General features: G+C 54.7%; 21 protein-coding genes, 1 riboswitch and 1 other annotated feature. Of the genes, 16 read left to right on the top strand and 5 right to left on the bottom strand.

The window, feature by feature from the left end; all coding sequences use genetic code 11:
* Nucleotides 1-5 precede the first annotated feature (5 nt).
* On the top strand, nt 6-743 hold the full coding sequence (locus AC3WJN_RS13175) for a class I SAM-dependent DNA methyltransferase (protein WP_007777469.1): 738 nt from the start codon (nt 6-8) through the stop codon (nt 741-743).
* Nucleotides 744-794: 51 nt separating this feature from the next.
* Nucleotides 795-1036 (top strand) — a binding site (T-box leader).
* A gap of 148 nt (nt 1037-1184) precedes the next feature.
* The gene (gene leuS, locus AC3WJN_RS13170; RefSeq protein WP_005833166.1) at nt 1185-3602 is read left to right on the top strand and encodes a leucine--tRNA ligase; all 2418 of its coding nucleotides are present in this window, start codon (nt 1185-1187) and stop codon (nt 3600-3602) included.
* A gap of 256 nt (nt 3603-3858) precedes the next feature.
* Here the strand turns inward: leuS and comER are convergent, their stop codons facing one another.
* The 3 genes from comER to asnB all read right to left on the bottom strand — a co-directional run bounded on the left by comER (nt 3859) and on the right by asnB (nt 7565).
* On the bottom strand, nt 3859-4692 hold the full coding sequence (gene comER / locus AC3WJN_RS13165; protein ID WP_005833164.1) for a late competence protein ComER: 834 nt from the start codon (nt 4690-4692) through the stop codon (nt 3859-3861).
* A gap of 71 nt (nt 4693-4763) precedes the next feature.
* Nucleotides 4764-5516 (bottom strand): helix-hairpin-helix domain-containing protein, encoded by a 753-nt coding sequence (locus AC3WJN_RS13160; RefSeq protein WP_005833161.1) that lies wholly within the window; start codon nt 5514-5516, stop codon nt 4764-4766.
* Between the two features lie 123 nt (nt 5517-5639).
* Complete coding sequence (asnB, locus tag AC3WJN_RS13155; protein ID WP_005833159.1) at nt 5640-7565, bottom strand: asparagine synthase (glutamine-hydrolyzing); 1926 nt, start codon at nt 7563-7565, stop codon at nt 5640-5642.
* A gap of 215 nt (nt 7566-7780) precedes the next feature.
* Here asnB and AC3WJN_RS13150 point away from each other — a divergent pair, with 215 nt between their 5' ends.
* The 4 genes from AC3WJN_RS13150 to holA all read left to right on the top strand — a co-directional run bounded on the left by AC3WJN_RS13150 (nt 7781) and on the right by holA (nt 12950).
* Nucleotides 7781-10156, top strand: a complete 2376-nt coding sequence (locus AC3WJN_RS13150) for a DNA internalization-related competence protein ComEC/Rec2 (protein WP_007777479.1) — start codon at nt 7781-7783, stop codon at nt 10154-10156.
* Between the two features lie 53 nt (nt 10157-10209).
* Entirely contained in the window at nt 10210-10755 is a 546-nt protein-coding gene (locus tag AC3WJN_RS13145) for an RNA polymerase sigma factor (RefSeq protein WP_005833157.1), read from the top strand.
* On the top strand, nt 10755-11612 hold the full coding sequence (locus AC3WJN_RS13140) for a hypothetical protein (protein WP_005833155.1): 858 nt from the start codon (nt 10755-10757) through the stop codon (nt 11610-11612). The genes AC3WJN_RS13145 and AC3WJN_RS13140 overlap by 1 nt, the downstream gene beginning before the upstream one ends.
* A 297-nt stretch (nt 11613-11909) precedes the next feature.
* Entirely contained in the window at nt 11910-12950 is a 1041-nt protein-coding gene (holA, locus tag AC3WJN_RS13135) for a DNA polymerase III subunit delta (protein ID WP_005833153.1), read from the top strand.
* A 59-nt stretch (nt 12951-13009) separates the two neighbouring features.
* Here the strand turns inward: holA and rpsT are convergent, their stop codons facing one another.
* Nucleotides 13010-13285 carry a 30S ribosomal protein S20 gene (gene rpsT, locus AC3WJN_RS13130; protein WP_005833151.1) on the bottom strand — a complete coding sequence of 92 codons (276 nt, stop codon included), beginning with the start codon at nt 13283-13285 and terminating at the stop codon, nt 13010-13012.
* Between the two features lie 177 nt (nt 13286-13462).
* Between rpsT and gpr the strand changes: the two genes are divergently transcribed.
* From gpr to AC3WJN_RS13090, 8 genes are all read left to right on the top strand, one after another.
* Nucleotides 13463-14563: a GPR endopeptidase gene (gpr, locus tag AC3WJN_RS13125; protein WP_007777491.1), complete on the top strand. Its 1101-nt coding sequence runs from the start codon at nt 13463-13465 to the stop codon at nt 14561-14563.
* Between the two features lie 149 nt (nt 14564-14712).
* Nucleotides 14713-15894: a stage II sporulation protein P gene (gene spoIIP / locus AC3WJN_RS13120; RefSeq protein ID WP_007777495.1), complete on the top strand. Its 1182-nt coding sequence runs from the start codon at nt 14713-14715 to the stop codon at nt 15892-15894.
* A gap of 5 nt (nt 15895-15899) precedes the next feature.
* Nucleotides 15900-16208: a DUF3679 domain-containing protein gene (locus tag AC3WJN_RS13115; protein ID WP_007777498.1), complete on the top strand. Its 309-nt coding sequence runs from the start codon at nt 15900-15902 to the stop codon at nt 16206-16208.
* A 313-nt stretch (nt 16209-16521) separates the two neighbouring features.
* Nucleotides 16522-17490 (top strand): ABC transporter ATP-binding protein, encoded by a 969-nt coding sequence (locus AC3WJN_RS13110; protein ID WP_005833139.1) that lies wholly within the window; start codon nt 16522-16524, stop codon nt 17488-17490.
* 19 nt (nt 17491-17509) lie between these two features.
* Complete coding sequence (locus AC3WJN_RS13105; RefSeq protein WP_005833137.1) at nt 17510-18481, top strand: ABC transporter ATP-binding protein; 972 nt, start codon at nt 17510-17512, stop codon at nt 18479-18481.
* A 126-nt stretch (nt 18482-18607) separates the two neighbouring features.
* Nucleotides 18608-20269: an ABC transporter substrate-binding protein gene (locus tag AC3WJN_RS13100; RefSeq protein ID WP_007777510.1), complete on the top strand. Its 1662-nt coding sequence runs from the start codon at nt 18608-18610 to the stop codon at nt 20267-20269.
* Nucleotides 20270-20372: 103 nt separating this feature from the next.
* Nucleotides 20373-21383 carry an ABC transporter permease gene (locus AC3WJN_RS13095; protein ID WP_007777512.1) on the top strand — a complete coding sequence of 337 codons (1011 nt, stop codon included), beginning with the start codon at nt 20373-20375 and terminating at the stop codon, nt 21381-21383.
* Nucleotides 21384-21400: 17 nt separating this feature from the next.
* Nucleotides 21401-22294, top strand: coding sequence for an ABC transporter permease (locus AC3WJN_RS13090; protein ID WP_005833132.1), 894 nt, complete (start codon nt 21401-21403; stop codon nt 22292-22294).
* Nucleotides 22295-22351: 57 nt separating this feature from the next.
* Here AC3WJN_RS13090 and AC3WJN_RS13085 read toward each other — a convergent pair whose 3' ends face one another.
* Nucleotides 22352-23116 carry an alpha/beta fold hydrolase gene (locus tag AC3WJN_RS13085; protein WP_005833129.1) on the bottom strand — a complete coding sequence of 255 codons (765 nt, stop codon included), beginning with the start codon at nt 23114-23116 and terminating at the stop codon, nt 22352-22354.
* Between the two features lie 125 nt (nt 23117-23241).
* Here AC3WJN_RS13085 and AC3WJN_RS13080 point away from each other — a divergent pair, with 125 nt between their 5' ends.
* Nucleotides 23242-24333 (top strand): M24 family metallopeptidase, encoded by a 1092-nt coding sequence (locus AC3WJN_RS13080; RefSeq protein WP_369750380.1) that lies wholly within the window; start codon nt 23242-23244, stop codon nt 24331-24333.
* Nucleotides 24334-24348: 15 nt separating this feature from the next.
* Nucleotides 24349-24555, top strand: a riboswitch (cobalamin riboswitch).
* 291 nt (nt 24556-24846) lie between these two features.
* Nucleotides 24847-25881, top strand: coding sequence for an ABC transporter substrate-binding protein (locus AC3WJN_RS13075; RefSeq protein WP_005833126.1), 1035 nt, complete (start codon nt 24847-24849; stop codon nt 25879-25881).
* Nucleotides 25882-25920: the final 39 nt, after the last annotated feature.

Genomic DNA, 25920 nt, shown 5'->3' with positions numbered 1-25920 from the left:
AACGGATGGCGTACGCACACATGGCCGCAGTTTACGACAGGCTGATGGCGGACACCCCCTACGATCAATGGCTGGACTGGGTCGAGCGCACCTGGCAAAAGGGAGAGGCCCCAAAACGAGTCATTGATCTGGGCTGCGGGACGGGATCGATTGCGATTCCGCTGGCCAAGCGCGGCTATCGGGTCACGGGCGTCGATCTGTCCGCCGAGATGCTGGCGATTGCCTACGACAAAATGCGGCAGGAGCAAGTAGAGGTGGCGTGGGTCGAGCAGGATATGCGCGAGCTTTCCTTGCCGGAGGCGGACGCGGTCATTTCCTTGTGCGACTCTCTCAGCTACCTGACAGAAGAAGCGGACGTGCAGGAGACGTTTCGGCGCGTCTTCGCTCACCTTGCTCCCGGGGGAAGCTTTTTGTTCGATGTGCACAGCCCGTACAAAATGCTGCATATTTTCGGCGACGAGACATTCACCTACGTCGACGATGAGGTTTCGTACATTTGGCAATGTTTTTGCGATCCGCTGCGCCTGGAGGTAGAGCACCAGCTCACCTTTTTCGTCCGCCAGCCAAACGGCTTGTACGAGCGGCTGGAGGAGGAGCATTGGCAAAGAGCCTACCAGCCGGTCCAACTGATGCGCTGGCTGGCCGACGCGGGCTTCACGGACATCGTCATTACGGCAGACTATTCGGATTTGCCGCCGCAGGAAGCGAGCGAACGCTTATTTTTTGCCGCTCGCAAGCCGTAGGGTTTGACACGGTTGGTTTATATTGACTATAATGGCGTTATAACTACAAATTTCGACGCGTTTAAGAGGAATAGTAGGAATATGCCCCGCGGATACAGAGAGTTGACGGCAGGTGCAAGTCAACCCGGGACTATCTGAACTCGCCTCCCAGCACTTGCCCCGAAGGCCATGTGTACATGGTTGCGTAAGGGCAGGCGGCTCATCCCCGTTACGGATTTCAAGTGGGTGAATGCTTTTTCATTCGCCAATCTGGGTGGTACCGCGGGAATATAAACAAACCTCTCGTCCCTTTCGTAGAACGACTGGGGACGTGGGGTTTTCTTTATACTGGACCGGAATGTACAGATTCTTATCCGGTATAAGTGCAACGAAGGCTACGCCAATGGCTCGGTGTAGCCGAGTTTTCATTTTTTACCTATTTCAAGATGGGAGTGCTCTACCATGGTTTTCAGTCATCGTGATGTTGAAAAAAAGTGGCAACAATACTGGGAGCAAAACAAGACCTTCAAAACTTCTGAGGACCCGAACAAGAAAAAGTTTTACGCACTCGATATGTTCCCGTATCCATCTGGTGCCGGGCTGCACGTCGGACACCCGGAAGGCTATACGGCTACCGATATTTTGTCCCGCATGAAGCGGATGCAAGGCTACAACGTGCTCCATCCAATGGGCTGGGATGCGTTTGGCTTGCCAGCCGAGCAGTACGCGCTCGATACGGGGAATGACCCTGCGGAGTTCACAGAAAAAAACATCAACACGTTCCGCCGCCAAATCAAGTCGCTCGGCTTCTCCTACGACTGGGACAGAGAGATCAACACGACCGATCCGCACTACTACAAATGGACCCAGTGGATTTTTACGAAGCTGTATGAGCACGGCCTGGCCTACGTTGACGAAGTAGCCGTGAACTGGTGCCCGGCGCTGGGAACCGTTCTGGCCAACGAAGAAGTCATTGACGGCAAAAGCGAGCGTGGCGGCCATCCGGTCGAACGCCGCCCGATGAAACAATGGGTATTGAAAATTACCGCGTATGCGGAAAGACTGCTCGAAGACCTGGAAGAGCTGGACTGGCCGGAGAGCATCAAGGAAATGCAGCGCAACTGGATCGGCCGTTCCGAAGGGGCAGAGGTTACGTTTGCCATTGAGGGACACGACCAGACCTTTACTGTCTTCACGACCCGTCCGGATACGCTCTACGGCGCCACCTACACGGTACTCGCTCCCGAGCACAAGCTGGTGGAACAGATTACGACGCCAGAGCAGAGAGCAGCGGTAGAAGCTTACCTGGAGCAGACGAAGCACAAAAGCGATCTGGAGCGTACCGACCTGGCGAAAGAAAAGACAGGGGTATTCACAGGCGCCTATGCGATCAACCCGGTTAACGGCGAACGTCTGCCGATCTGGATTGCCGATTACGTGCTGATTAGCTACGGAACAGGCTCGATCATGGCTGTACCGGCGCACGATGAGCGCGACTACGAGTTCGCCAAGACGTTTGATCTGCCAATCAAAGCGGTCATCGCAGGCGGAGACATTTCCAAGGAAGCGTACACAGGCGACGGAGAACACATCAACTCCGGCATGCTCGATGGCCTGAACAAAGAACAGGCGATCAACAAAATGATCGAATGGCTGGAGAAAGAAGGCAAAGGCAGCCGCAAAGTGACCTACCGTCTGCGCGACTGGCTGTTCAGCCGTCAACGCTACTGGGGCGAGCCAATTCCAATCCTGCATCTGGAAGACGGCACAATGAAAACTGTGCCAGAATCCGAATTGCCGATCATGCTGCCTAAAACAAAAGAAATCAAGCCGTCCGGCACAGGCGAATCGCCGCTCGCCAACATCACCGACTGGCTGAACACCGTCGATCCGGAAACCGGCAAGAAAGCGCGCCGCGAGACGAACACCATGCCGCAATGGGCGGGCAGTTGCTGGTACTTCCTGCGCTTTATCGACCCGCACAACGACAAAGCTTTGGCCGATCCGGAAAAGCTGAAACAATGGCTGCCAGTCGACATCTACATCGGCGGTGCAGAGCACGCTGTATTGCACTTGCTCTACTCCCGCTTCTGGCACAAATTCCTGTACGACATCGGCGTCGTGCCAACCAAGGAGCCATTCCAGAAGCTGTTTAACCAAGGCATGATTCTCGGTGAAAACAACGAAAAAATGAGCAAGTCCAAAGGCAACGTCGTCAACCCGGACGATATCGTCAACAGCCATGGTGCCGACACGCTCCGCCTGTACGAAATGTTCATGGGGCCGCTGGATGCATCCATCGCCTGGTCGACAAAAGGTCTCGATGGCGCGCGCCGCTTCCTGGACCGCGTGTACCGCCTGTTCGTTCAAGACAACGGCGAGCTGAACCCGAAAATCGTCGATACGAACAAACCGACCAGCATGGAGCGCGTCTACCATCAAACCGTGAAAAAAGTGACGGAAGACTACGAGGGCCTGCGCTTCAATACAGGGATCTCCCAGTTGATGGTATTCGTCAACGAAGCGTACAAAGCAGACGTCCTGCCGAAAAAATACATGGAAGACTTCGTGAAAATGCTGTCCCCGATCGCCCCGCACTTGGGCGAGGAACTGTGGGAAAAACTCGGCCACAACGATACAATCGCTTACGAGCCATGGCCAACCTACGACGAGTCGAAGCTGGTCGAGGACGAAGTGGAAATCGTCATCCAGATCAACGGCAAAAACAAGGAAAAAATGCTCATTGCCTCCGACTCGACCAAGGAACAAATGGAGGAGCTGGCACTCGGCAACGAGCTGATTAAGGAACTGATCGAAGGCAAGACAATCGTCAAAATCATCGCCGTGCCTGGCAAGCTGGTTAATATTGTGGTTCGTTAGTCGGATTAGACGCACGATCCAGAAGGCGGGCCAGATAAACGACTCGCTAGTCGCACGAAAAGCGTCTATCGCTCACCGTCGGCTTGTCATCCTCTCGTGATGGCAAGCGGGTGAGAGGTGAAAGGAAAAAGGAGTGGAGCCTGTTTGAATAACAGGTTTCCGCTCCTTTTTTCGTACTGCCAGTTTTCTGATACTGACAGCGTGCTTGTCGTCGCTCTGCAAGGCTCGCAACTGCAAGCAACCCACGCTCTCGCAGCTACTGCGGCTGTTCGTTCAAATAACGGTCGAGCAGTTCCTGATCCTCGGCGAACTTCGCGCGCGTGCGCCGGAATACCTCTGCAAAAATGCCGGGCAGCTTGCTTTGCAAAGGAATCAGCCCTTCGCCGGTGATTCCTCCGGGGACGCAGACGCGCTGCTGCAAGGAAGGGAGCGTGAATTTTTCTTCGCGCAACAGATCGGCCACTCCGATCAGCATCTGCGAGGTCAAATAAGTAGCGGCTTCTGTCGAGATGCCTGTCTCTTCGACGGCATCCTGAATCATCTGCTGCAAAATATAGCTCAAAAAGGCAGGGCCGCAACTGGCGATGTCGGAAGTGATTCGCAAGAAAGGCGCGGTGATCTCGACAGGCGTGCTGATGTGGGCAAACAGGTTGCGAATATAATGGCGCTGCTCTTCGTCGACGCGCGCACCGAATTCGCACAGGCTCACGCCGCTCTGCGCCGCGTTGGTAATGCTCGGAACGACCCGGGCGATGGCGCAAGGTACTTTTGACTCAAGATGCTCCAGCTTGATCGGACTGGTGATCGTGACGATAAGCTGTTCCGCCGTCAGGACAGGGGCGAGTTGCTCGAGCAGCACGCTGTACTCCAGCGGCTTGACGCACAGCAGGATCATGTCGGCTTCTCTGGCCAAATCCACATTGCTATGGGCGACCGCCAGCCCGCCAAGCCGCTTAGCGAGCTGTTCGGCTTTTTCGATCGTGCGGTTGCTGATGATGATCTGGCTGGGAGACAGCGCTTTGGCGGACAGCAATGCTTCAATCAAGATACTGCCCATGCTGCCCGTACCAATGAACCCGATTTTATCCATGGGCATACCTCCCTCCGATATTCTTTCCCCATTCTATGTGAGAAGATCGGCAATCATGACCGGACAGTGCTTTATTGCGCAACGATTTGGTCTTTGATCCGCTCGAACATCTTTGCCCCGATCCCAGAAACCTTTTTCAATTCGTCGGCGGAACGGAAGCGGCCGACTTGCGAACGGTAGTCCAAAATCGCTTTTGCCCGCGCCTCCCCGATTCCTGGCAAGCTCGTCAGTTCCTCGACGGTCGCTGTGTTGAGATTGAGCAGCTTGGCTTTTGGCACAGCGCCGCCAGTCCCCGCAGCACGGGTCACGCTCGCGGGCACTGGCGAAAGGGGAGGCGCGCCAACTGCCGATCCAGGCCCGCCAGTCGCGCTGCCTTTTGCCGGAACCAAAAGCGCAGTCCCATCTGCCAACGGCTCAGCCAGATTGATTTGATCGAGGTCCGCTTCGGGCAGGGCGCCGCCAGCCTGTTCGATCGCGTCCGCTACGCGCATGCCCGGCGTGAAGCGGTACAGTCCCGGCTGTTTCACCTTGCCCTTTACGTCGACGTAGAGAGGCGGAGGGGCGGGCTTTCGTTCGACTGCGGCTTCCGCTTCGCTGCGGGCGTGCGCATCAGATGGTTGGTCAAGGACAGGCTCCCGTTTCTGTAGGGCAGTTTCCGGCTGCCCGACGCGCTCCCTTTCCGCATAGGCAGAGGAAACGAGCGGTACACCGACGGTCTCTGCCCGCTGCTCCCCCTGGTAGAGCCAAAAGCTGACGGCCACAAACAAGGTCGCCGCCACGATCAGGACCAGGCGTCGATGACGTTCCCACCAATCCAACAGCATAGCAAAAGACCCTCCCTTACCTCGCGTGTGCTTGTGGAATAGAGCGAAAGCATTCTCTAGTCACAATCTACGAAAAGTAAAAGAGGGTCTGCAAATATTTTTGCGTAGGCACGCTACCGGCTTTTAGCCGATATGCTGCAGCGAATTTTTCTTGCGGCGAATGTCTACATTCGGGCTGACGTACGGATCGAACGTATATTTTTGCTCGATAAAGATTTGGTGCCACAGCATGAAAACGAGGATCGTCCAGATTTTGCGACTATAGTCGGCATTTCCTTCACGGTGTTCGTCGAGCATGTAGAGCACGTAGGCCTTATTAATCAAATTGTCTACCTTCGATTCGAAAATGATCTCTTTTGCCCATTTGTAAAATTCGTTTTTCAGCCAATGGCGAGTCGGAACCGGGAAGCCAAGCTTCTTCTTCGACTTGATTTCCGGCGGCAGGAAGTCTTTCATCGCTTCGCGCAGCACGTGCTTGGTCGTGCCGTTGGCGATCTTGTACTTCGTCGGAATGGTAGCGGCGAACTCGAACACTTTCAGGTCGATGAAAGGAACGCGCAGCTCCAATGAGTTTGCCATCGTCATTTTGTCGGCTTTCATCAAAATGTTTCCGCGCAGCCAGGTGTGAATGTCCAAATACTGCATCTTGGTCACGTCATCGTACTGGGAAGCGCGCTTGTAAATCTCTTCTGTGATCGTAAACGGCGAGACGTACGATTCGGAACGGGCGATGTCGTCCATCACGACGCGTCTTTTCATCTCTTCGCTGAAGATCAGGGCGTTGCCGAAAAAGCGCTGTTCCACCGTCTTCGAGCCGCGGATGAGGAAGTTTTTCCCTTTTACCTGATCGGGCAGGCGCTGTGCCATGTAACCGATCGACTGGCGCATCCAGCCAGGCATGCCGGAAAACATCTTGAGCGAGCTAGGCTCCCGGTAAATGTTGTACCCGCCGAAAAACTCATCGGCGCCTTCGCCGGACAAGACGACGGTGACGTGCTCGCTCGCCATTTGCGCGACGAAGTAGAGCAGGATGGCGGAAGGGTCCGCTACCGGTTCGTCCTGGTGCCAGATGAGGCGTGGCAGTTCATCCATGTACTGCTGGGCGTTGACGACCCGCTCGAAGTGCTCGGTGCCCAAAAAGGCAGCCGTCCGCTTCGCGAAGTCCAGCTCGCTGTAACCAGGAATGTCCGAGCCGACGGAAAAAGTTTTCACAGGCTCAAAGGTGCGCAGCATGGCGACGATGCTGCTGGAGTCGACGCCGCTGGAAAGGAAAGCGCCGCGCGGAACCTCGCTGATCCGGTGCTTGTCGATGGATTCCAGCATCACGCTGCGAGTCCCTTCCACGAAGTACGAGAACGGCTTGCTCTCGTCTGGCTTGAACTCCACGTCCCAGTAACGCTCCAGCTTGATCTGGTCGTTCTCGATGATGAACGAGTGGGCTGGCGGGATGCGGTATATGCCCTGATACATCGTTTCGGGATCAGGAACGTATTGGAAAGTCAAATAGTGGTAAAAGCCGTTGTGGTTCACCTCGCGCGTAAAGCCGGGTAGCTCCAGCAGGCTTTTGATCTCGCTGGCGACGCCGATGGAATCATTCGTTTCCACATAGTAGAGCGGCTTGATCCCAAAATGGTCGCGCGCGCCAAACAGCCGTTTTTTGCGCGAGTCGTAAATGGTAAAGCCGAACATCCCGCGCAAGTGCTTGGGCGCGTCCGTCCCTACCTCTTCATAGAGGTGAAGGATGGTTTCAATATCAGAATCGGTATGGAATACGTGACCGGCGTCCTTTAACCATTGCTGCAATTCCTTGTAGTTGTAAATTTCTCCGTTGCCAATAATCCAGATGTCACGCGTTTCGTTAAACAGCGGTTGATGCCCGCCTTCCACGTCGATGATGCTTAAACGACGAAAGCCCAGGGCGATGTTGTCTTCGAGATGAAAACCATCGTCATCTGGACCACGGTGCAGGATGACACCAGTCATCGCGCTGATCGCTTCTTGTCTAACTGGCATTTGCCGCTTGTTGTAGAGTGTTACGATTCCACACATATGAAATGACTCTTCCTCTCACTGGATTGCTCCTGCTAACTCTATCACGTATCGCAAGTTGGCGCAATCTCTTCTGGATGCCCGGTCCTGTGCGCAAAACGGTTGCACAGCCAGGGGGAAAAAGGACCCTCGTCTCTTCTATTTTTGTCCGCCTGTCAGGGGATATACTCTCCGCAGGAAAAGAACAGTTCGACAAATGGACGGAGGGGGAGACGATGTCACTTTGGAATGCGAGCTTGGCCGTGATGAGCGGCTTGCTCCTGTCGGCGTATGCGCATCCCGTCTGGCTGCTCGGAGCGGCCGGGGCGTGGGCGGCAGCGGCTGCGTTTGTTCCGCGCGCCTATCGAGGCCGCCTCGCTGTTTACTCCTTCCTCTCTATTCTAGCAGGTCTCTATTTTTATGGGTACGAGATTCTCCAGCAGTCGGAAATGAAACCGTTGGCGGCACAGGAGCGAACCGTATGGGTGCGCGGAGAAATCGCTTCTGGCGTCAAACGGGACGGCGATGTCGCCCGCTTCTTTGCGGATGTGGGCCAGTGGCGCGAAGAGGGCGAAAGCTGGCAGCAGCTTGGCCTAAACGAAACGATCGTTCTGCGCGTCAAATTGAGTGCAGCGGAGGAAGCGGCAGCAGTCGAGAAGTGGCGCACAGGCAGCGAGCTTGTGGCACTTGCCCGGCTCGGACTGCCGCAAGGAGCGCGCAACCCGCACGCCTTTGACTATGCGCGCTACCTGCACTGGCAAGGGGTACACGTCGTGGCGGAGACAGCCTTCCGGGACGCGAGGGTAGAGGCGGCAGCGAGCATTCAAGGGAGTTTTCAGGAGTGGCAAAAGGCGGGGGCCGAGCGGATCGAAAGCTTGTTTGCCGATCGGGAAACAGCCGGTTATATGAAGTCATTGCTGCTGGGGCTTGGCCAAGACGTGACGCCTGAGCTGGAATCGATGTACGCCAATTTGGGACTCAGCCACGTTCTCGCGATTTCCGGCTTGCATGTGACGCTGGTCACCTCGATGTTCATGTGGTGTCTGGACAGGCTGGGAGTAAGCCGCAGGTGGGGGCTTTTTGCGACTGTTTCTTTGCTCGTCGGATATGTCCTGCTGGTCGGGGCGAGCGCATCGGCTGTCCGCTCCGGCTTGATGGGCGGTGTCGGGCTTGTTTGCCAGGTGGCAGGAAAAAGGCTGGATGGAAAAGAAGTTTGGGCAGGTGCCTTGCTGGTCATGCTTGCGGTAAATCCGTACCAGTTGTGGCATGTCGGGTTTCAACTGTCTTTTGCGGTCACGCTGGGGCTTATTCTGTTTGTCCCGTACAGCCTGCACGTGTTTGAGCGGGTACCTGTCTGGATCAGGACGCTCGTTGCGGTCACGTTTTCCGCCCAACTCGTCTCTTTTCCGTTTCTCATCTATCACTTTCATCAGTTTTCGCCGCTGTCCTGGCTGGTCAACCTCCTGGCTACACCTGTGCTTTCCTTGCTCGTCCTGCCGCTCGGCTACATCGCGATCGTGCTTGCTCTCGTCCATCCGGCGCTTGCGGCCGTTCCTGTCTGGCTTACGACCCGCCTGCTCGGCTGGATTCACGAGCCGCTGTACGCGCTGGATCAACAGGTGATTCCATTTACCTACTGGCCGCATCCAAAGTGGTGGTGGCTACTTCTGTACGCCTGTTTTCTCGGGATGCTGCCCATATTATGGAATCGCGGCTACCACCGCAAACAAGACGTTGCGCTTTGTTTGGCCTTATTTCTCGGGCTTTTGGTCGCGGCACGCCAGCCGCTTGCAGGCAGCGATGAAGTGCGGATTACCTTCCTCGATGTCGGGCAAGGGGATTCCATCGTTGTCGAAATTGGCACCGAGAAGGTATACTTAATGGATGCAGGTGGGACAATGCGCCATCCGGCAGCGGAACCGTGGATGGAGAAGCGCGACCCTTTTGAAGTAGGCAAGGACGTCGTTCTCCCGTTTCTCATGGCGCGTGGGATCGAAAAAATTGATCGTGCCATCATGACGCATGGCGACCTGGACCACATTGGAGGAATGGAAGCGCTGGTTTCCCGCTTTTCTTTCGGGGAGGTACTGGTGAACGGACAAGTACCTGAAGCAAAGGAAGCACAGATTCGCGAGCTTTTTCGCGAAAGAGGCGTCCCGATCACGACTGGCACTCCCGGTCAGGTATGGTCAGATGGACCGGAAATCGAATGGAAATGGCTTCATCCTGGAGAAACGACACTCCGCGGCAACGACGCCTCCGTCGTTCTTCAGCTTACCGCATACAACAAAACGGTTTTGTTCACAGGCGACATCGAACGAAGCGGAGAAGCAGTGCTCGTCCAAAACGGCCTGTCACCCGTAGATGTATTGAAGGTCGCCCACCACGGCAGCAATACTTCCAGTACCGAGGAGCTGCTGGCGGCGACGGCTCCCAAAGCAGCGGTCATTTCGGCAGGGGTGAACAATCGGTATGGACATCCTGCCGTCCAGGTGCTGCAGCGTTTGGGGAAATACGGCACCACGATTTACCGGACAGATCGGCACGGTGCGATTACGTTGATTATCTCGCCTGCCGGACTGTCTTGGAATACCCAACAATTGGATACATAATATGGTTGCAACCTTTTTCATGAGCGACCCGTCTGTAGGGGGGAGAGGAGATTATGCAGGAAGCAGAACTGATCAGGCTGGCGCAATCCGGGGATCATGATGCGCTTGTCGAGCTGCTTCGATCCGTTGAGACCTCCGTTTACCGAAGCGCTTATTATATTCTGGGAAATGAACAGGACGCGCTCGATGCTGCTCAGGAAGTGCTTATTCGCATTTATCGCAAGTTGGACACCTATCAGGAAAAGGCAAAGTTTTCCACCTGGGTGCAACGCATTGTCAGCAATGTCTGTATGGATAAATTTCGCGCGAAGAAGGAAACGGTCTCAATCGACGAGCATGAGCTGATAATACCTGATCGAAACAACGTAGAAGATGAGATCCTTCTCACCGGGCTGTCAAATGACATCCAGGAAGCCATCGGGAAGCTGCCCAAGCAGTACCGGATGGTTGTAGTACTCCGCTACCTGGAGGATTTATCCTATCAGGAAATAGCGGAAGCGTTGGATTTGCCGCTTAACACGGTCAAGTCGTATTTGTTTCGGGCTAGGCAACAGTTGCAAGAACTGTTGTACGACTACCAGAAAGGGGGAATCGGTTGATGACTAACGAAGAGATTTGGGAATGCATGCAGAGGGATCTGGATGGGGACTTGTCCGAACAAGAGCAGCAAGTGCTGTACACCCTTATTCAAAAAGATGCTGACCTGCAACTTATGTACAACCGTTTGAAAACTGTGTCGCAAAAACTAGAGCAGTTGCCCCCTGTCGTACCCTCATTCAGCATTGTAGATTCGATTTTGCCACAGTTGGAATCAGCGGCAGCAAAGCCGGTAGCTGTGAAATCTGCAACGATTGAGGAATCCTTGCCTACTCTTGAAGTTAAGCGCAAGTCGTCTTCGCTGTCGGAATCGAAAAAATGGAAGCGAATGAAAGTATGGCTCGCCGGACTTGGCAGCACGGCTGTTGCAGCCTGCCTGCTGATCGGCATGCTGTTCACAGGCGGCGACGGGAAGCATCCGGAGCCAGATCCGTTAAGCCAAGGTACAGACAGTGCTCCAGCCCCCGTCGTGGAGGACAAAACGGTGGTGTACGGACCAGAAGCTCCTACTCCAAGCACTAATCCATCTCCATCGAATAAAAAGGAAGTGGGGAAGAAGTCCGAGGAAACTCCGCCTAAGAAAAAAACGTCCAAGCCGCCTGCGCAAACCGATCAAAAGCCACCGGTCAAGCCGCCTGCCCAAAACACGACTCCGCCAGCTTCGAAGCCCGCAGTTGCTCCAAAGCCTGTAGTGACAGAGGATAAGCCGCCGTCATTTCCGATCGGACTGGAAGAGAAAACGGACGAAGATGACAACAAACATGCGCCTGATAAAGCAGACAGGGATGAAGACGAGGAGAAAGACAGCAAACAAGACAAAAAGAAGGAGCAGGAAAACCAGCAAGAGAATGATGAATAATCATCCAGCTTTTTTCCTGTTTCAGGGCAAACGTGTTTTTCAAATGTGGACTGGCACCACTAAGGGGGTTCTTGCGTAAAGTACATTATCAAGCACCCCCTGCTTACCGTTTGGGGAGGAGGAATCCCGGGGCTTTTCCCTAAACGTTTACATAGAGGTGCCAACGGATGGAAAAACCGCTACCTGTTCAATCGGTAGCGGTTTTTTTGGTCGCTGACCAGGCAAAAAGATGGGCAAGTCAAGTTTTCTAATGCTATAATGACGCAGATAAGTTGCAAGGAAAGGGAGAGAAAACGCATGCCACTCCTGTCGGCCATTCGGGAAATCCGGCAAAAGCACTTTTCGCCGCTGTACGTGCTTTTCGGCCCGGAATCGTTTTTAGCCGAAGAATTTTTGTCGCTGGCCAAAAACGAAATGATTGACCCGCAGTTTCGCGATCTCAACATGAGTGTCTACGATTGTACGGAGACGGGACTCGCGGACATATTGCAAGACGCGGAAACTTTGCCGTTTTTGGGAGAGCATCGCCTCGTGATTGCCAAACACGCGTATTTTTTGACGGGGAGCAAGCCGCAGACGAAAGTGGAGAGCGATCCGGATGCGCTGCTTGCCTATTTGCAAAATCCGCCTCCGTACACGACGCTGATTTTACATACAGAAGCCGAAAAGCTGGACGAGCGCAAAAAGCTCGTCAAGACGCTGCAGCAAAAAGCGAAGGTCATTCCGTTTCCGCTGTTAAAGGACGCGGATTTGTACGGCTGGGTAGAGCGGCAGGCAGACAAGTACCAGGCGCGGATCGGGCGCCCGCAGGCGATGAAGCTGGTGGAGCGCGTCGGCCACGAGCTGCGACTGTTGGACAAGGAAGTGGAGAAGCTCGCTTTGTACGTAGGAGCGGGGGCCAGCATTACGGATGAGGTGATCGAAACGCTCGGCGCACGGACGCTGGAGCAGGATGTTTTCGGGCTGATCGAGCAGGTCGCGTCAGGGAAGTTGGACAGGGCGTTGCGGATGATGTACGACTGCATGAAGACAGGCGAGGAGCCAATCAAGCTGATTGCGCTGTTGGCGAGACAGTTTCGCATGCTGCTGCACGTCAAGCAGCTCTCGCCGCGCGGTTATTCGCAGCAGCAGATGGCAGGCATGATAAAAATGCATCCCTACGCCGTGAAAAAAGCGATGGAGCAGGCGCGCCATTTTTCCGAGGATTCGTTGAAAAGGCTGCTGGGGATTCTGGCAGAAGAAGATTTTCGCATGAAGTCCGGCCAGGTGGACAAGCGTCTTGCGCTGGAGCTGTTTGTGGCGCGGGCCCATGCCGAGCGGCAAGCAACGACGAGCTAGCGCCAAACATAAAAAAACCCCATGAACGTGACGTTCGCGGGGTTTTTTCGGTTGGTCTCTTACGCTACAGGAGCGCTCAGAACGTTGAGCTTTTTCATCAAACGAGACTTTTGACGGTTTGCTGCGTTTTTATGAATGAGACCTTTCGAAGCGGCCTTGTCCAGCTTTTTCACAGCCACCAGAAGAGTGGATTTCGCCAATGCTACATCAGAAGCGGCGACAGCTTTCTCAAAGCTCTTGATCGAAGTGCGCAGATCAGACTTTTGAGAAGCACGGTGTGCGCGACGCTTTTCGATTGTTTTGGTGCGTTTAATCGCGGATTTAATGTTTGGCATGTGTGTCACCTCCTTAGACGACCATAGACATACAGTCATACAACAAAGTAATTCTAGCATGGGCAAAGACCATTTGCAAGAAAGGATTCGGAATAAAAATAAAGGATTCAAGCAACCTAGTAGCAGGAAGAAAACGGTCACGACCGTTTTTCTCATCGAGAAGGGAGTCGATGGAACATGGCGCACAACATTGATTTGTCAGGCTACTCGATTCGGACCGATTTGGCCGTAGAGGCGCATGAGCTGGCCCAGCAGCAAAACGAAAGCAATATCGAAGGCATTTGGCTGCAAGCTGACGACCGGGAGCCGAATATCAAGGTGACGAGACTGCACGTACAGACGGAAGAGGCAGGCAAGCAAATCGGCAAGCTGCCGGGACGCTACCTGACGATAGAAGTACCCAAGCTGCGCGAAAACGATACTTCTATAGAAGAACAAGTCGCAAAGCGGTTCGCTGTGGAATTTGCCGCTTTTCTGGAGCAAATGGGAATCACGAAAGACCAAAAGGCGCTGATCGTGGGGCTTGGCAACTGGAACGTGACCCCGGACGCGCTCGGGCCGATGGTGGTGGAAAACTTGCTGATTACGCGCCACCTGTACAAGCTGGCCCCGGAAACGGTCGGGGAAGGCTATCGCGAGGTCAGTGCCATCTCGCCGGGCGTGTTGGGCATTACCGGGATTGAGACGAGCGAAATTGTTTTCGGCGTCGTGGAAAAAAGCAAGCCAGACTTCGTCATCTGCATCGACGCTCTCGCCTCCCGCGCTCTGCACCGCGTCAATACGACGATCCAAATATCGGACACAGGCATTCATCCCGGATCCGGGGTAGGGAACAAGCGCAAGGCGATCGACCAGGCGACGCTCGGGATTCCGGTGATCGCAGTCGGCGTGCCGACCGTCGTTTTTGCCTCCACGATCGTCAATGACGCGATTACGTATTTGCTGGGGCATTTTGGGCAGTCCATGGTGGAGAGCAAGCGGGCGTTCAACAAGCTGGCGCTGAGCACGGTGCCGGAGCGTAGCGAGCCGTACACCGAGGATGATTTGCCTGACATGGAATCGCGCAAAACGTTTATGGGGCTGGTAGGCTCGCTGCCGGAAGAGGAAAAGCGGCAACTGATCCACGAGGTGCTCCGGCCGCTTGGACAAGATTTGGTCGTCACGCCAAAAGAGGTGGACGACTTCATCGAAGGCGTAGCCAACGTGATCGCAACCGGGCTGAACCGCTCGCTGCATCAGGCCGTGGACGGGGACAACAGCGCCGCCTACACGCACTAGCCAAGGAGCTTGCGCGCAAAGCGCTAGATTGTGAGAGAACAGCTAGAAAAGGGTTCTATCGTCTCTATGAGGCTCATAGGCTAAAGCATAGACAAGCGTGAGAGAGAGCGTCGCGCTTCGTCCACGCAACAGCCAGAGGAGTGAGACAGATGGCGACCCTAATCCAACGCCAATTCGCAGTTCTTTCATTCATAACCGCGTTTTTGTTCGTCATGACGGGTGTGTTGTCGCTGGGAGGAAATCGCGTCGCGATCACCTCCTCCGCCATCCAGCAGGCGGCGTCGCATATATCGAGTCTGGCGATTTTGAACTGGATGGGGCAGGAGATTCCGGCTCTCTCCGCTACGGTGCAGGCTTCGTCCGATGCCAGGTCCAATAGCGTGACGGGCTTTCTTTTTCAACTGGCGACCAATATTCAGCCAGGCGATTTGCGCAGCCTGCTCGGCAGAGAGCTGCCGGGGATGGTGACGACGGAGGATGCGCGGTTTGTCGTCCAGGGAAAAGGAGCTACGCTCGCTGACTTTTACGTCGAGTATCCCGCCCATCCGAAGCAGGTGGCAGATACGTCCCAGCTCGTGCCCGTCGTGGAGCCGCAAGAGCAGGCGGCGGCAAAGCCCGCAGAGGAAAAGCCCGCTCCTGTGGCAAAGCCAGCCACGACGAACGGCAAAAAAGTCGTCTTCGTCTACAATTCGCACAACCGCGAATCGTGGTTTAGTGAAACAAAGCCGGTCGGCACTTCTGTCGATCATCCGACCCGAAACATCTCCCTCGTCAGCCAACATCTGAGCGAGGCGCTGAACGAGCGGGGAATCGGTGCGGATGTAAGCAAGGACGACATTTACCAGCAGCTTCTGAACAAAAAGATGGATTACGCGCTGTCGTACGCCCAATCGTTGCAAGTAGTGAAAGCCGCTGTCGAAAAAAATCGGGAGCTGCACTACTTCTTCGACCTGCACCGCGATACGGCTCCGCGTGATCGCACGACCGTGACGATCAAAGGAAAAACGTACGCACGCGTCATGTTCGTCATTGGCAAGCGGAACAAAAGCCACGAGAAAAACGAGGCGTTCGCGACCGAACTGCACGAGCTGATGGAAAAGATGTATCCCGAGCTGTCCCGCGGCGTGATGGAAAAAGGGGCAAAAACCGATCATGGCGAGTATAATCAGTCCATCTCTCCGGGAAGCCTGTTAATGGAAATAGGTGGCACGGAGAACACCTTGCAGGAGAGCTTGAATACGGCGGAGGCATTGGCCGATGTCTTTGCCGCTTATTACCTGCAGGCCGAAAAAGTAGGCAAAACAGTAGCGGAAGAGCCTGCGAAGAGGTGATGGGCATGAACGTGACGGTGAAGCTGACAGGTCTGTTAATCATTTTGCTGGTCGGCGTGGTGATTGGTCTGCAAACGGCGGAGCGGGGAATCTCCAAGGTGAGCGGAGTGCCCGAAGAAAAAGCGCAGACCTTTTACATCAAAAAAGTCGATCAAGGTCAGATGGAAATCGCAGTGATGGGCAAGCAGGTGCAGACGGCAGGGCCGGAGAAAATGGTCAACTACGTGAGCCGTGTGGGCTTGACATTGGGCGACAGCATCAAAAATGGCGCGCAAATGTTTGTCGATTGGGTAGGAAGTTTTTTCGAGCCGTAGATTTTGTTTACGCGCAAAAAGAAGGGGTGTACAAAGCCTCAGTGACAAAAGACCCGTCAGAGCGGGTCTTTTTTGCGTGTCAGGCGGGCGGGGAACGATTTGCCGCAAACTGTGCAACGCAGATGGCGCCTGCGCTCCGTGCCGCAAGCGAAAATTTTTGAATGAAATTGGGGGAGGAAAGAGGAATATTCGATATAGTCAGCAAAAATATAATAGTTAGAATTTATTGTGTTGCCAAAAAATTGTATTAATGGCATAATGTCTACTGATAGATCTTTTTCTACTGAATATATCGGTAAGAGAGGTGAGCCACGTGTCAGATCCTGTCCTTCAAATCGAAAACCTGCAGACGCACTTTTTCACGGACCGCGGCCAAATCCCTGCCGTTGATGGCGTGACGATCACGGTTAACAAAGGAGAAGTAGTCGGCATCGTAGGCGAGTCAGGCTGCGGGAAAAGCGTTACTTCCTTGTCAGTCATGAAGCTGGTGCCCAATCCACCTGGAAAAATCGTCGGGGGAAAAATCAAGTTCAAAGGGGAAGACCTCGTAACAGCCGATGAAAAGCGGATGAGGGACATACGCGGAAATGAAATCGCGATGATTTTCCAAGAGCCGATGACGTCCCTGAACCCTGTTTTTACGATCGGGAATCAGATCGGCGAAGCGGTTCGCTTACATACGAAAGCCAGTAAAAAAGAGTCGCGGGCTCGCGCGATCGACATGCTGAAAAAAGTAGGGATTCCGCGAGCGGAAGCGATTGTCGATGAATACCCGCACCAGCTTTCCGGCGGGATGCGGCAGCGCGTCATGATCGCCATGGCGATGGCCTGCAATCCGGAGCTGTTGATTGCGGACGAGCCTACGACGGCGCTCGATGTGACCATTCAGGCGCAAATTCTCGATCTGATGCGCCAACTCAACCAGGAGGCGCAGACGGCCATTTTGCTCATCACGCACGATTTGGGCGTGGTCGCGGAGATGTGCCACCGCGTCGTGGTCATGTACGCGGGCAACGTCATCGAAGAGGGAGACGTTCGCACGATCCTGAAAAAGCCCAAGCATCCGTACACAAAAGGATTGCTCAACTCCTTGCCCAAGCTGGAAGAGTCGCAGGAGAGGCTCTACTCCATCCCGGGGAATGTGCCGATTCCCGGCTCGCTTACGGTCGGATGCCGCTTTGCGCCCCGGTGCGATCAGGCGACTGATCTTTGCCGCAGCGAAATGCCGCAGCTAAAAGCAGTAGGGGAAAATCACCTGTCCCGCTGCTGGCTGAGCGAATAACCCGAGAGGAGCATGCCCGTTGACAGAAGAACTACTCGTCGTAAAAAACTTGAAAAAGTACTATCCCATCACTGGTGGCATCCTGGGCGGGGAAGTAGGCGTCGTAAAAGCAGTAGACGATGTTTCGTTTACGGTTAAGCGCGGGGAAACGCTGGGACTGGTCGGAGAGAGCGGCTGTGGCAAGTCGACGACCGGGCGCTCGCTCTTGCGGCTGATCGAGCCGACTGCGGGTGAAGTCACGTTTGACGGTGTGAATGTAACCGCGCTTTCAACGGATGCGATGCGCAAAATGCGCCGCGATATGCAAATTGTTTTCCAAGACCCGTTCGCTTCCCTGAATCCTCGTCACAATATTGAGAAGATTCTGGAAGAACCGCTGATCGTTCACGGGATCGGAACGAGTGCCGAGCGCAAACGAAAAGTGCAGCAAATGCTCGAGGTCGTGGGGCTGAGCAGCTATCACGCCAGGCGTTACCCGCACCAGTTCAGCGGTGGGCAGCGCCAGCGGATCGGGATCGCCCGGGCGCTCATGCTCAATCCGAAGCTGATCGTGGCCGACGAGCCTGTATCTGCGCTCGACGTGTCGATTCAGTCGCAAGTGCTCAACCTCATGCAAGATTTGCAGCGGGATATGGGCCTCACCTACTTGTTTATCGCCCACGACCTGAGTGTCGTGCGGCATATCAGCGACCGGGTGGGCGTGATGTACCTCGGCCGGATCGTGGAGCTGACCACGAGCAACCAGCTTTACACGAATCCGCTTCATCCGTACACAAAAGCTTTGCTGTCTGCCGTGCCGACTCCGGACCCCGACGCTGTGCGGGAGCGGGTGATTTTGCAAGGCGACGTGCCAAGTCCTGCGAATCCTCCCAGCGGCTGTACGTTCCATACGCGCTGTCCGCACGTGACAGAGGAATGCCGCTCTGTTCGTCCCGCTTTTCAGGATGTGGGCGACGGACACTTCGTGGCTTGCCATCTGTACAAGCAGTAAGCCGCACGTAGGATGTCCGCCTGCTGAAAAGGTTGCCTTGTTAAAGGGGGGATGCGAGGCAGGAGCGACATGAATGACCACCTATCCAAGTAACATGTTTTCACTTTAGTAGAGGGGGATGTTTTCATGAAGAAGAGAGTTCTCTCCGCAGCCATGACCAGCCTGTTGGCGCTGGCTATGTTGCTTGCCGGATGCAGCGGTTCTCAGACGACACAGGCGCCGGCAGAACAGCCAAAAACAGAAGCTCCGGCGACTTCGGCACCAGAGCCGGCAAAAACGGGACCCAAGCAACTGATCGTCGGCCGCGGCGGCGACACAGTGGGCCTCGACCCGATCGCGCAAACCGACGGCGAATCGTTCAAGGTGACGGAAAACATATTCGATACGCTGGTAGGCTACGCGGAAGAAAGCACAGAAGTAGTGCCTTCCCTTGCTGAAAAGTGGGAAATCTCTCCGGATGGTTTGACGTACACGTTCCATCTGCGCAGCGGCGTGAAGTTCCACGACGGCACGGATTTCAATGCCGAGGCGGTAAAATGGAACTTCGAGCGCTGGAGCGACAAGAACCATCCGCAGCATAACAAGGAAGGCTTCGAATACTACAACGACATGTTCGGCGGCTACAAAGGCGACGAAACACACGTCATCAAGAGTGTAGAAGCGGTAGACGCGCAAACGGTGAAATTCACCCTGAACCGCCCGCTCGCCCCGTTCATTCAAAACCTGGGCATGTCCTGCTTCGCGATTGCATCGCCAAAAGCGGTACAGGAGATGGGCCCTGAGAAGTTCAACGAAAAACCGGTCGGAACAGGACCGTTCAAGTTCGTAGAGTGGAAGCGCAACGACACCATTACGCTGGAGAAAAACCCGGACTATTGGAACGCTGGTTTCCCTAAGCTCGACAAGCTCGTGTTCAAGGTCATTCCTGAAAATACAGCTCGTCTGACAGCGCTCACTTCCGGCGAGATCGACATGATGGACGGTCTGAACCCGGATGACGCGGAAACGGTGAAAGGCAACAGCGATCTGCAACTGATCCTGCGCCCGTCCATGAACATCGGCTTTGTCGGCTTTAACGTAGAGAAAAAGCCGCTGGACAACCCGAAAGTTCGTGAAGCGATCGCGTATGCGGTCAACAAGCCGGCGATCATCGACGCCTTCTTCGCAGGACTGGGACAACCGGCTGTGAATCCGATGCCGCCTTCCATCTGGGGGCACAACAGCAACATCCAAGACCGCGAATTCAACATTGACAAGGCAAAGCAGCTTTTGACAGAAGCAGGCTTCCCGAACGGCTTCAAAATCAAGTTCTGGGCGATGCCGGTTGCTCGTCCGTACATGCCGGATGGCGTGAAAATTGCCGAGGCGATTCAGCAAGACCTGAAAAAGATCGGCGTAGAAGCGGAAATCGTCACCATGGAATGGGCGACGTACCTGGAAAAAACAAAAGCAGGCGAGCAGGAAATGTTCATGCTGGGCTGGACTGGCGACAACGGCGACCCGGACAACTTCCTGGCGACCTTGCTGGATAAAAACAACATCGGCGGAAACAACCGCACGCGCTGGGCAAATGAAGAAGCGCACAAGTTGCTGATGGCTGCCCAGTCTGCGACGACCAAGGAAGAACGCGAGAAGCTGTACCTGCAAGTTCAGGAAATCATCTTCAAGGACGTGCCGATGGTGCCACTGGCGCACTCGACGCCTGCGCTTGCTGCCAAGGCCAACATCATCAACTACAAGCCGCATCCAAAAGGCTCCGAGAGCTTGGAGAAGGTTGACCTCAAGTAAAACTGGATTGATCCGATGAGCAAGCAGGGTAAGAGGAGCGACCCTCTTCTTACCCTTTCTTTCTTGCACGCAGTCATTATTTTTTGGTAAGGAAAGCGAGGAGATGGCATTGCTATCCTACAGCATCCGAAGAATTCTTATGCTCATCCCCGTTCTACTGGGCATGTCCATCGTCGTATTTTCCATCATTCGTGCCATCCCAGGTGATCCGGCTCTGACCATATTGGGAGAGAAAGCAAGTCCGAAAGCGATTGAAGATTTACGGGAAGTTTTAGGCTTGAACAATCCGTGGTACATTCAATATTTTGACTACTTGAAGCAGATTATTACCGGCGACTTGGGCGTTTCCCTGCATTCCGGGGCAAGCATCACGCAAGAAATCGGCCCGTATTTGGCCGCCACCACCGAGCTGACGATTGTCAGCATGCTTTTCGCTGTCATTATCGGAGTGAACGCAGGGATTTTGTCTGCGTGGAAGCAAAACTCCTGGTTTGACTACTGTGCGATGCTGATCGCCTTGATCGGTGTTTCGATGCCAATTTTTTGGCTAGGGTTGATGGAGCAGTGGTTCTTTGCGCAAGAACTGAAATGGCTGCCATCCGTTGGTCGCGACAATTCGCGTAATCCTGTAGAGGCCATTACGCAGTTCTATATACTGGACACGATTTTGGCTGGACAGTGGGATCAGTTGTGGGAGGTCATCAAGCATTTGATCCTGCCTGGCGTGGCTTTGGGGACGATTCCGATGGCGATTATCGCCCGGATTACCCGTTCGAGCATGCTGGAAGTCATGCGTGCCGATTACGTGCGGACCGCTCGGGCAAAAGGCTTGGCGCAGTTCTGGGTCGTGTACAAGCACGCGCTGAAAAACGCGATGATTCCCGTGCTGACGGTGATCGGTCTGCAAACGGGCTTGCTTTTGGGCGGAGCGGTGCTGACCGAAACGATTTTTGGCTGGCCAGGAGTCGGCCGCTACATTTTCACAGCGATCGGCAACCGCGACTATCCGGTGATCCAGTCCGGCATTTTGGTGATCGCTACGATTTTCGTCTTGATTAATCTCCTGGTCGACCTTCTGTATGCCTATATCGATCCGCGCATTAAATACCGCTAGGGGAGGGACGAAGAGACATGGCAGAGACACAAGTACAGACGGTATCCCTGAGAGTAAAAGAGGAAGAAGTTGTCTCTCCTTGGCGGGAAGCTTGGAGAGCCTTGCGGAAAAACAAGCTCGCGATGGTGGGGCTGGCGATCATTCTGTTTTTCGTGGCAGTTGCCGTCTTTGCGCCAGTGATTGCTCCGTACCCGTATGACGAGGGGGAGCTGGTGATGAAAAACAAGCCGCCGTCCGAAGAGCATTGGTTTGGAACAGATTACAACGGGCGGGATGTGTTTAGCCGCGTCGTTTACGGTGCGCGCATTTCCTTGTGGGTCGGGACCTTCTCGGTCATCGGCTCCGTCGTGGCAGGCACGATTTTGGGCCTCTTGGCGGGCTTTTACGGCAGATGGATTGATACCGTCATCTCTCGCGTTTTTGACATCATGCTGGCGTTTCCAAGCATTCTTCTGGCGATTGCGATTGTCGCCATTCTGGGGCCATCCTTGCAAAATGCGCTACTGGCCATTGCCATCATCAACATTCCGACCTTTGGGCGTCTGGTGCGCTCGCGCGTGTTGAGCCTGAAGGAAGAGGAGTTCGTCATGGCGGCCCGCGCAATCGGGATGAAAGACTCGCGCATTCTCATGCAGCACATTTTGCCGAACAGCCTGGCGCCGATCATCGTGACGGGGACGATGGGGATTGCGACAGCGATTATCGAAGCGGCAGCGCTCGGCTTCCTCGGGCTTGGTGCCCAACCGCCGGAGCCGGAGTGGGGGAAAATGCTTTCCGATTCTCGCCAGTACATCCAGAAGGCGCCGTGGACAGTCATTTTCCCGGGCTTGTCGATCATGCTGACGGTTCTCGGCTTCAACCTGATCGGGGACGGATTGCGGGATGCGCTTGACCCGCGGATGAAAAACTGATACGCAGCAAAAGGGGCGTAAAGGGACGCAGGCAGTCCTTTTCGCCTCTTTTTTTGTTCAGTTCAGCCATTGGCGGCATAGTTGGTTGAACGTTGCTGCGGCGCGCGTGACGACCTGGTGCTTGACCGACGGCACCATCACCAGTTCCGCTTGCGGAAGCTTTTTTTCCAGTAGCCTGGCATACGGCAACATGTTCGCATCGTCTGCGCCATAGACGAGCAGCATCGGCAGCTTGAGCTGGCTCAACTGATCCGTGCAATTGTAGCGGTGCCCGGCGGCGTACAGGTGGCGGAGGCTCGCTGCATCTGTTTGGCTGCCATGCTCAATCCAGCGGGAGCGAGCAAGCGGATCGTCGAGATGAGAGGCGGCGATCGACCTGGCAATCAGCGGAGCGGCGTGCAGGCAGGACAGCGATTGGGCGAGCAGAAAACGGCTGTGCAACGAAAAGTCGGTTACTTCGGAAAAGGCGCTGACGAGGATGGCGCCGCGCACGTTTTCGGGAAAGCGGAGGCAGTATTCGAGGACGAGCGAAGCCCCCTGCGAGTACCCCAAAAGCAACGGACGCTCAAGTCCGAGCGACTGGCAAAGCCCGTGAATCACGCTGGCAAGCTCGCGCATGGTCGTAGGTCCAGCCAGCGGGGAGCTGTCGCCATGCCCCGGGAGGTCTGGCACGACGAGTTGGCAAACATCCGCAAGCGGCTCTTGATAGTCGAAGTTGACAGAGCCGATGCACGGGGCGTGAATGCACACGAGTGGCGTGCCGCGCCCTGACAGGTGGCAGGCGATGCGGTGGCTGTCCAGTTGTACGATGGTTGGTTCCATGTTGGTTATTCACCCCTAGCATATGGTGTCCGTTTCAAGAGAGAATTTTCCGTTCCGCTCTTCTTTTTTGGACAGGGAAATGGTATTCTCGAGGAAGAATCTTGTCGAAAGCGAAGGTGACGCAGGTGTATTTGGAGCGCATTTCGAAACTGCACGAATTTTTGACCAAACAAGAGCTCGACGCGGTAGTCATCACCTCTCCCAAGCACGTTTACTATTTGACCGGCTTTTTTACCGATCCGCATGAACGCTTTATGGGTCTGATTATTCCAGCCCAGGGCGAGCCATCCCTGATCGTTCCCGCCCTTGACCGCGAAGCGGCAGCAGCGGCTTCGACTGTTCAGACGATTCACACGCATACGGATATTGAGAATCCTTACGAGCTTCTCAAGCAAGTGTTGCCAGCGAACCTGAAGAAGCTGGGCATCGAAAAAAGCCACATGACCGTAGAGCGTTACGAGGCGCTGGGACAAGTCATCTGTGCAGAGAGCTACGCGGATGTGGAAGAGCCGCTGCGCGAAATGCGCCTGATTAAATCGGCAGACGAAGTGGCTCGTTTGCAAAAGGCTGTCCAACTGATTGAAGATACACTCGGCGGGACGTTGAAAACATTCAAAATCGGCCAGACCGAAATGGAAATCGTCGCGGAGCTGGAATACCAGATGAAGCGTCTGGGAGCGGACGGCCCGTCTTTTTCCACGATGGTTTTGGCGGGGGAAAAATCGGCATTGCCGCACGGAACGCCTGGTTCGCGCAAAGTGCAGGAAGGCGATTTGCTCCTGTTTGACATCGGGGTAGCAGCGGACGGCTACGTTTCCGATATTACCCGTACGTTTGCTGTCGGCCAGATCAGCGAGCAACTGCGCGATATTTACGAAACGGTGCTGGCAGCGAACGAGGCGGCGATTGCCGAAGTTCGTCCAGGGGTGACGTTTGCCCATCTCGACCAGACCGCTCGCGACGTCATTGCCGCAAAAGGCTACGGCGATTACTTCATTCACCGTCTGGGGCACGGCCTCGGCATGGATGTGCACGAATATCCGTCCGTGCATGGGCAAAATCAGGAAACGCTGCGCCCAGGCATGGTGTTCACCATTGAACCAGGGGTGTACTTGCCGGGAGCAGGCGGCGTGCGCATCGAGGACGATGTGCTCGTAACCGAAACAGGCGTAGAAGTGTTGAGCAAGTTCCCGAAAAAACTGACGGTGATCGGATAAGGCTTCAAACTCACAATTTTATATGAATCTGATGGTGCTGCCCGGAATCGTTTGGTTCCGCCAGCTTAATAGGGAAGTCCGGTGAAAATCCGGCGCGGTCCCGCCACTGTAACGAGGAGTGTCCAGCAAAAAAGCCACTGTTTTTCGCGCGACGAAAAATGGGAAGGGCGCTGGGGATGATGATTCGTAAGCCAGGAGACCTGCCATGAGATGATTTACAATCGACCCACGAGGATGGGACAGATGTGGAAGCAGACTAGGAACAGGCGTCATTGGCAACGCCGAATCTATAGGCATGTCTACGTATGTCAAGCACCTCCCGATTGGAAACTGGGGGGGTGCTTTTTTCTATGAACATCGCCGTGGCGGTCGAGGCTGTGAAAGGGGTGATGCATTTCCTGTGTTGCCAAACAAACAGGCTCTCTGTATAGTAAAGGTGTAATTCGTAATCATTACGATTTACATAACACTTCATTTTCATCATGCCAACAACAAAAGAAGAGGGGTTACCAGATGAGTTCAATCCGTAAGAGAAAAAAAGCCTTCCACGGTTTCTGGATGGCAGCGCTGGCAGCGATTATGCTGCTTTTGTCCGCATGCAGCTCGGCAGCACCTGCTACGACCGAATCCACGGTGGCGAATGCTGGCTCGGAGCAAACGGCCCAGCCTGCTGCTGACAACAAGCCCGTCACGATTGTGACCAACGGGATCGAGATGACGTACCCGGAAGCGCCAAAACGCGCTGTGACAATGAACCAGCACGTAACCGAAGTCATGCTCGCGCTGGGGTTGGCTGACAAAATGGTCGGAACCGCGTACCTGGACGATCACATTTTGCCTGAGCTGAAAGCCGACTACGACAAGGTACCAGTCCTGTCTGACAAGTATCCGACCAAAGAAGTGCTTTTGGCCGCAAACCCTGACTTCGTCTACGCAGGCTGGAAAAGCGCATTTGGCGACAAAGGCGTAGGCTCGATGGAGGACTTGGAAAAGGCGGGAATCAAATCGTACCTGCAAGAGTCTTCGAACAAGCCAGGCCCGACCATTGACGACGTGTTCGCGGATATCCAAAACATCGGCCGCATTTTCCGCGTAGAAGATAAGGCGAACGAACTGATTGGCAAAATGAAAGCGGAAATCGAGCAAACCGTGAGCAAAATCGGCACGGTGGACAAGCCGCTGAACGTGTTCGTGTACGACAGCGGAGAAGACCAGCCGCTGACCGCTGCCAACAACTACATGACTTCTCTGATTAAAGCGGCAGGCGGCAAAAACGTGTTCGACGACATTCAAAAAGGCTGGGCGACCGTAAGCTGGGAAGAAGTCGTGAACCGCAAGCCAGACGTCATCGTCGTGGTCGACTACGGCGACAAGACGATCGAGCAAAAACAAAACTTCCTGTTGTCCAAAAAGGAACTGGCTGACGTGCCAGCGATCCAGAACAAACGTCTGGTCGTGCTGCCATTGTCCGCAGCGTCCGAAGGGGTACGCGCACCGATCGCGCTGAAAATTCTCGCGGAAGGTCTGCACCCGGATACATTCAAATAAGAAACGGCTGCTTAGACAAGGAGGGAACGGCCCTGCACA

The organism is Brevibacillus sp. FW306-2-1A-C05A (assembly GCF_058781555.1).
The sequence above is the reverse complement of the archived record's forward strand: the minus strand, read 5'-3'. Positions and strand labels throughout refer to the sequence as shown.

Coding starts and splice junctions, on each gene's coding strand:
- AC3WJN_RS13175 (WP_007777469.1), top strand. CDS start 6: ATGGCGTACGCACACATGGCCGCAGTTTACGACAGGCTGATGGCGGAC.
- leuS (WP_005833166.1), top strand. CDS start 1,185: ATGGTTTTCAGTCATCGTGATGTTGAAAAAAAGTGGCAACAATACTGG.
- comER (WP_005833164.1), bottom strand. CDS start 4,692: ATGGATAAAATCGGGTTCATTGGTACGGGCAGCATGGGCAGTATCTTG.
- AC3WJN_RS13160 (WP_005833161.1), bottom strand. CDS start 5,516: ATGCTGTTGGATTGGTGGGAACGTCATCGACGCCTGGTCCTGATCGTG.
- asnB (WP_005833159.1), bottom strand. CDS start 7,565: ATGTGTGGAATCGTAACACTCTACAACAAGCGGCAAATGCCAGTTAGA.
- AC3WJN_RS13150 (WP_007777479.1), top strand. CDS start 7,781: ATGTCACTTTGGAATGCGAGCTTGGCCGTGATGAGCGGCTTGCTCCTG.
- AC3WJN_RS13145 (WP_005833157.1), top strand. CDS start 10,210: ATGCAGGAAGCAGAACTGATCAGGCTGGCGCAATCCGGGGATCATGAT.
- AC3WJN_RS13140 (WP_005833155.1), top strand. CDS start 10,755: ATGACTAACGAAGAGATTTGGGAATGCATGCAGAGGGATCTGGATGGG.
- holA (WP_005833153.1), top strand. CDS start 11,910: ATGCCACTCCTGTCGGCCATTCGGGAAATCCGGCAAAAGCACTTTTCG.
- rpsT (WP_005833151.1), bottom strand. CDS start 13,285: ATGCCAAACATTAAATCCGCGATTAAACGCACCAAAACAATCGAAAAG.
- gpr (WP_007777491.1), top strand. CDS start 13,463: ATGGCGCACAACATTGATTTGTCAGGCTACTCGATTCGGACCGATTTG.
- spoIIP (WP_007777495.1), top strand. CDS start 14,713: ATGGCGACCCTAATCCAACGCCAATTCGCAGTTCTTTCATTCATAACC.
- AC3WJN_RS13115 (WP_007777498.1), top strand. CDS start 15,900: ATGAACGTGACGGTGAAGCTGACAGGTCTGTTAATCATTTTGCTGGTC.
- AC3WJN_RS13100 (WP_007777510.1), top strand. CDS start 18,608: ATGAAGAAGAGAGTTCTCTCCGCAGCCATGACCAGCCTGTTGGCGCTG.
- AC3WJN_RS13095 (WP_007777512.1), top strand. CDS start 20,373: ATGGCATTGCTATCCTACAGCATCCGAAGAATTCTTATGCTCATCCCC.
- AC3WJN_RS13090 (WP_005833132.1), top strand. CDS start 21,401: ATGGCAGAGACACAAGTACAGACGGTATCCCTGAGAGTAAAAGAGGAA.
- AC3WJN_RS13085 (WP_005833129.1), bottom strand. CDS start 23,116: ATGGAACCAACCATCGTACAACTGGACAGCCACCGCATCGCCTGCCAC.
- AC3WJN_RS13075 (WP_005833126.1), top strand. CDS start 24,847: ATGAGTTCAATCCGTAAGAGAAAAAAAGCCTTCCACGGTTTCTGGATG.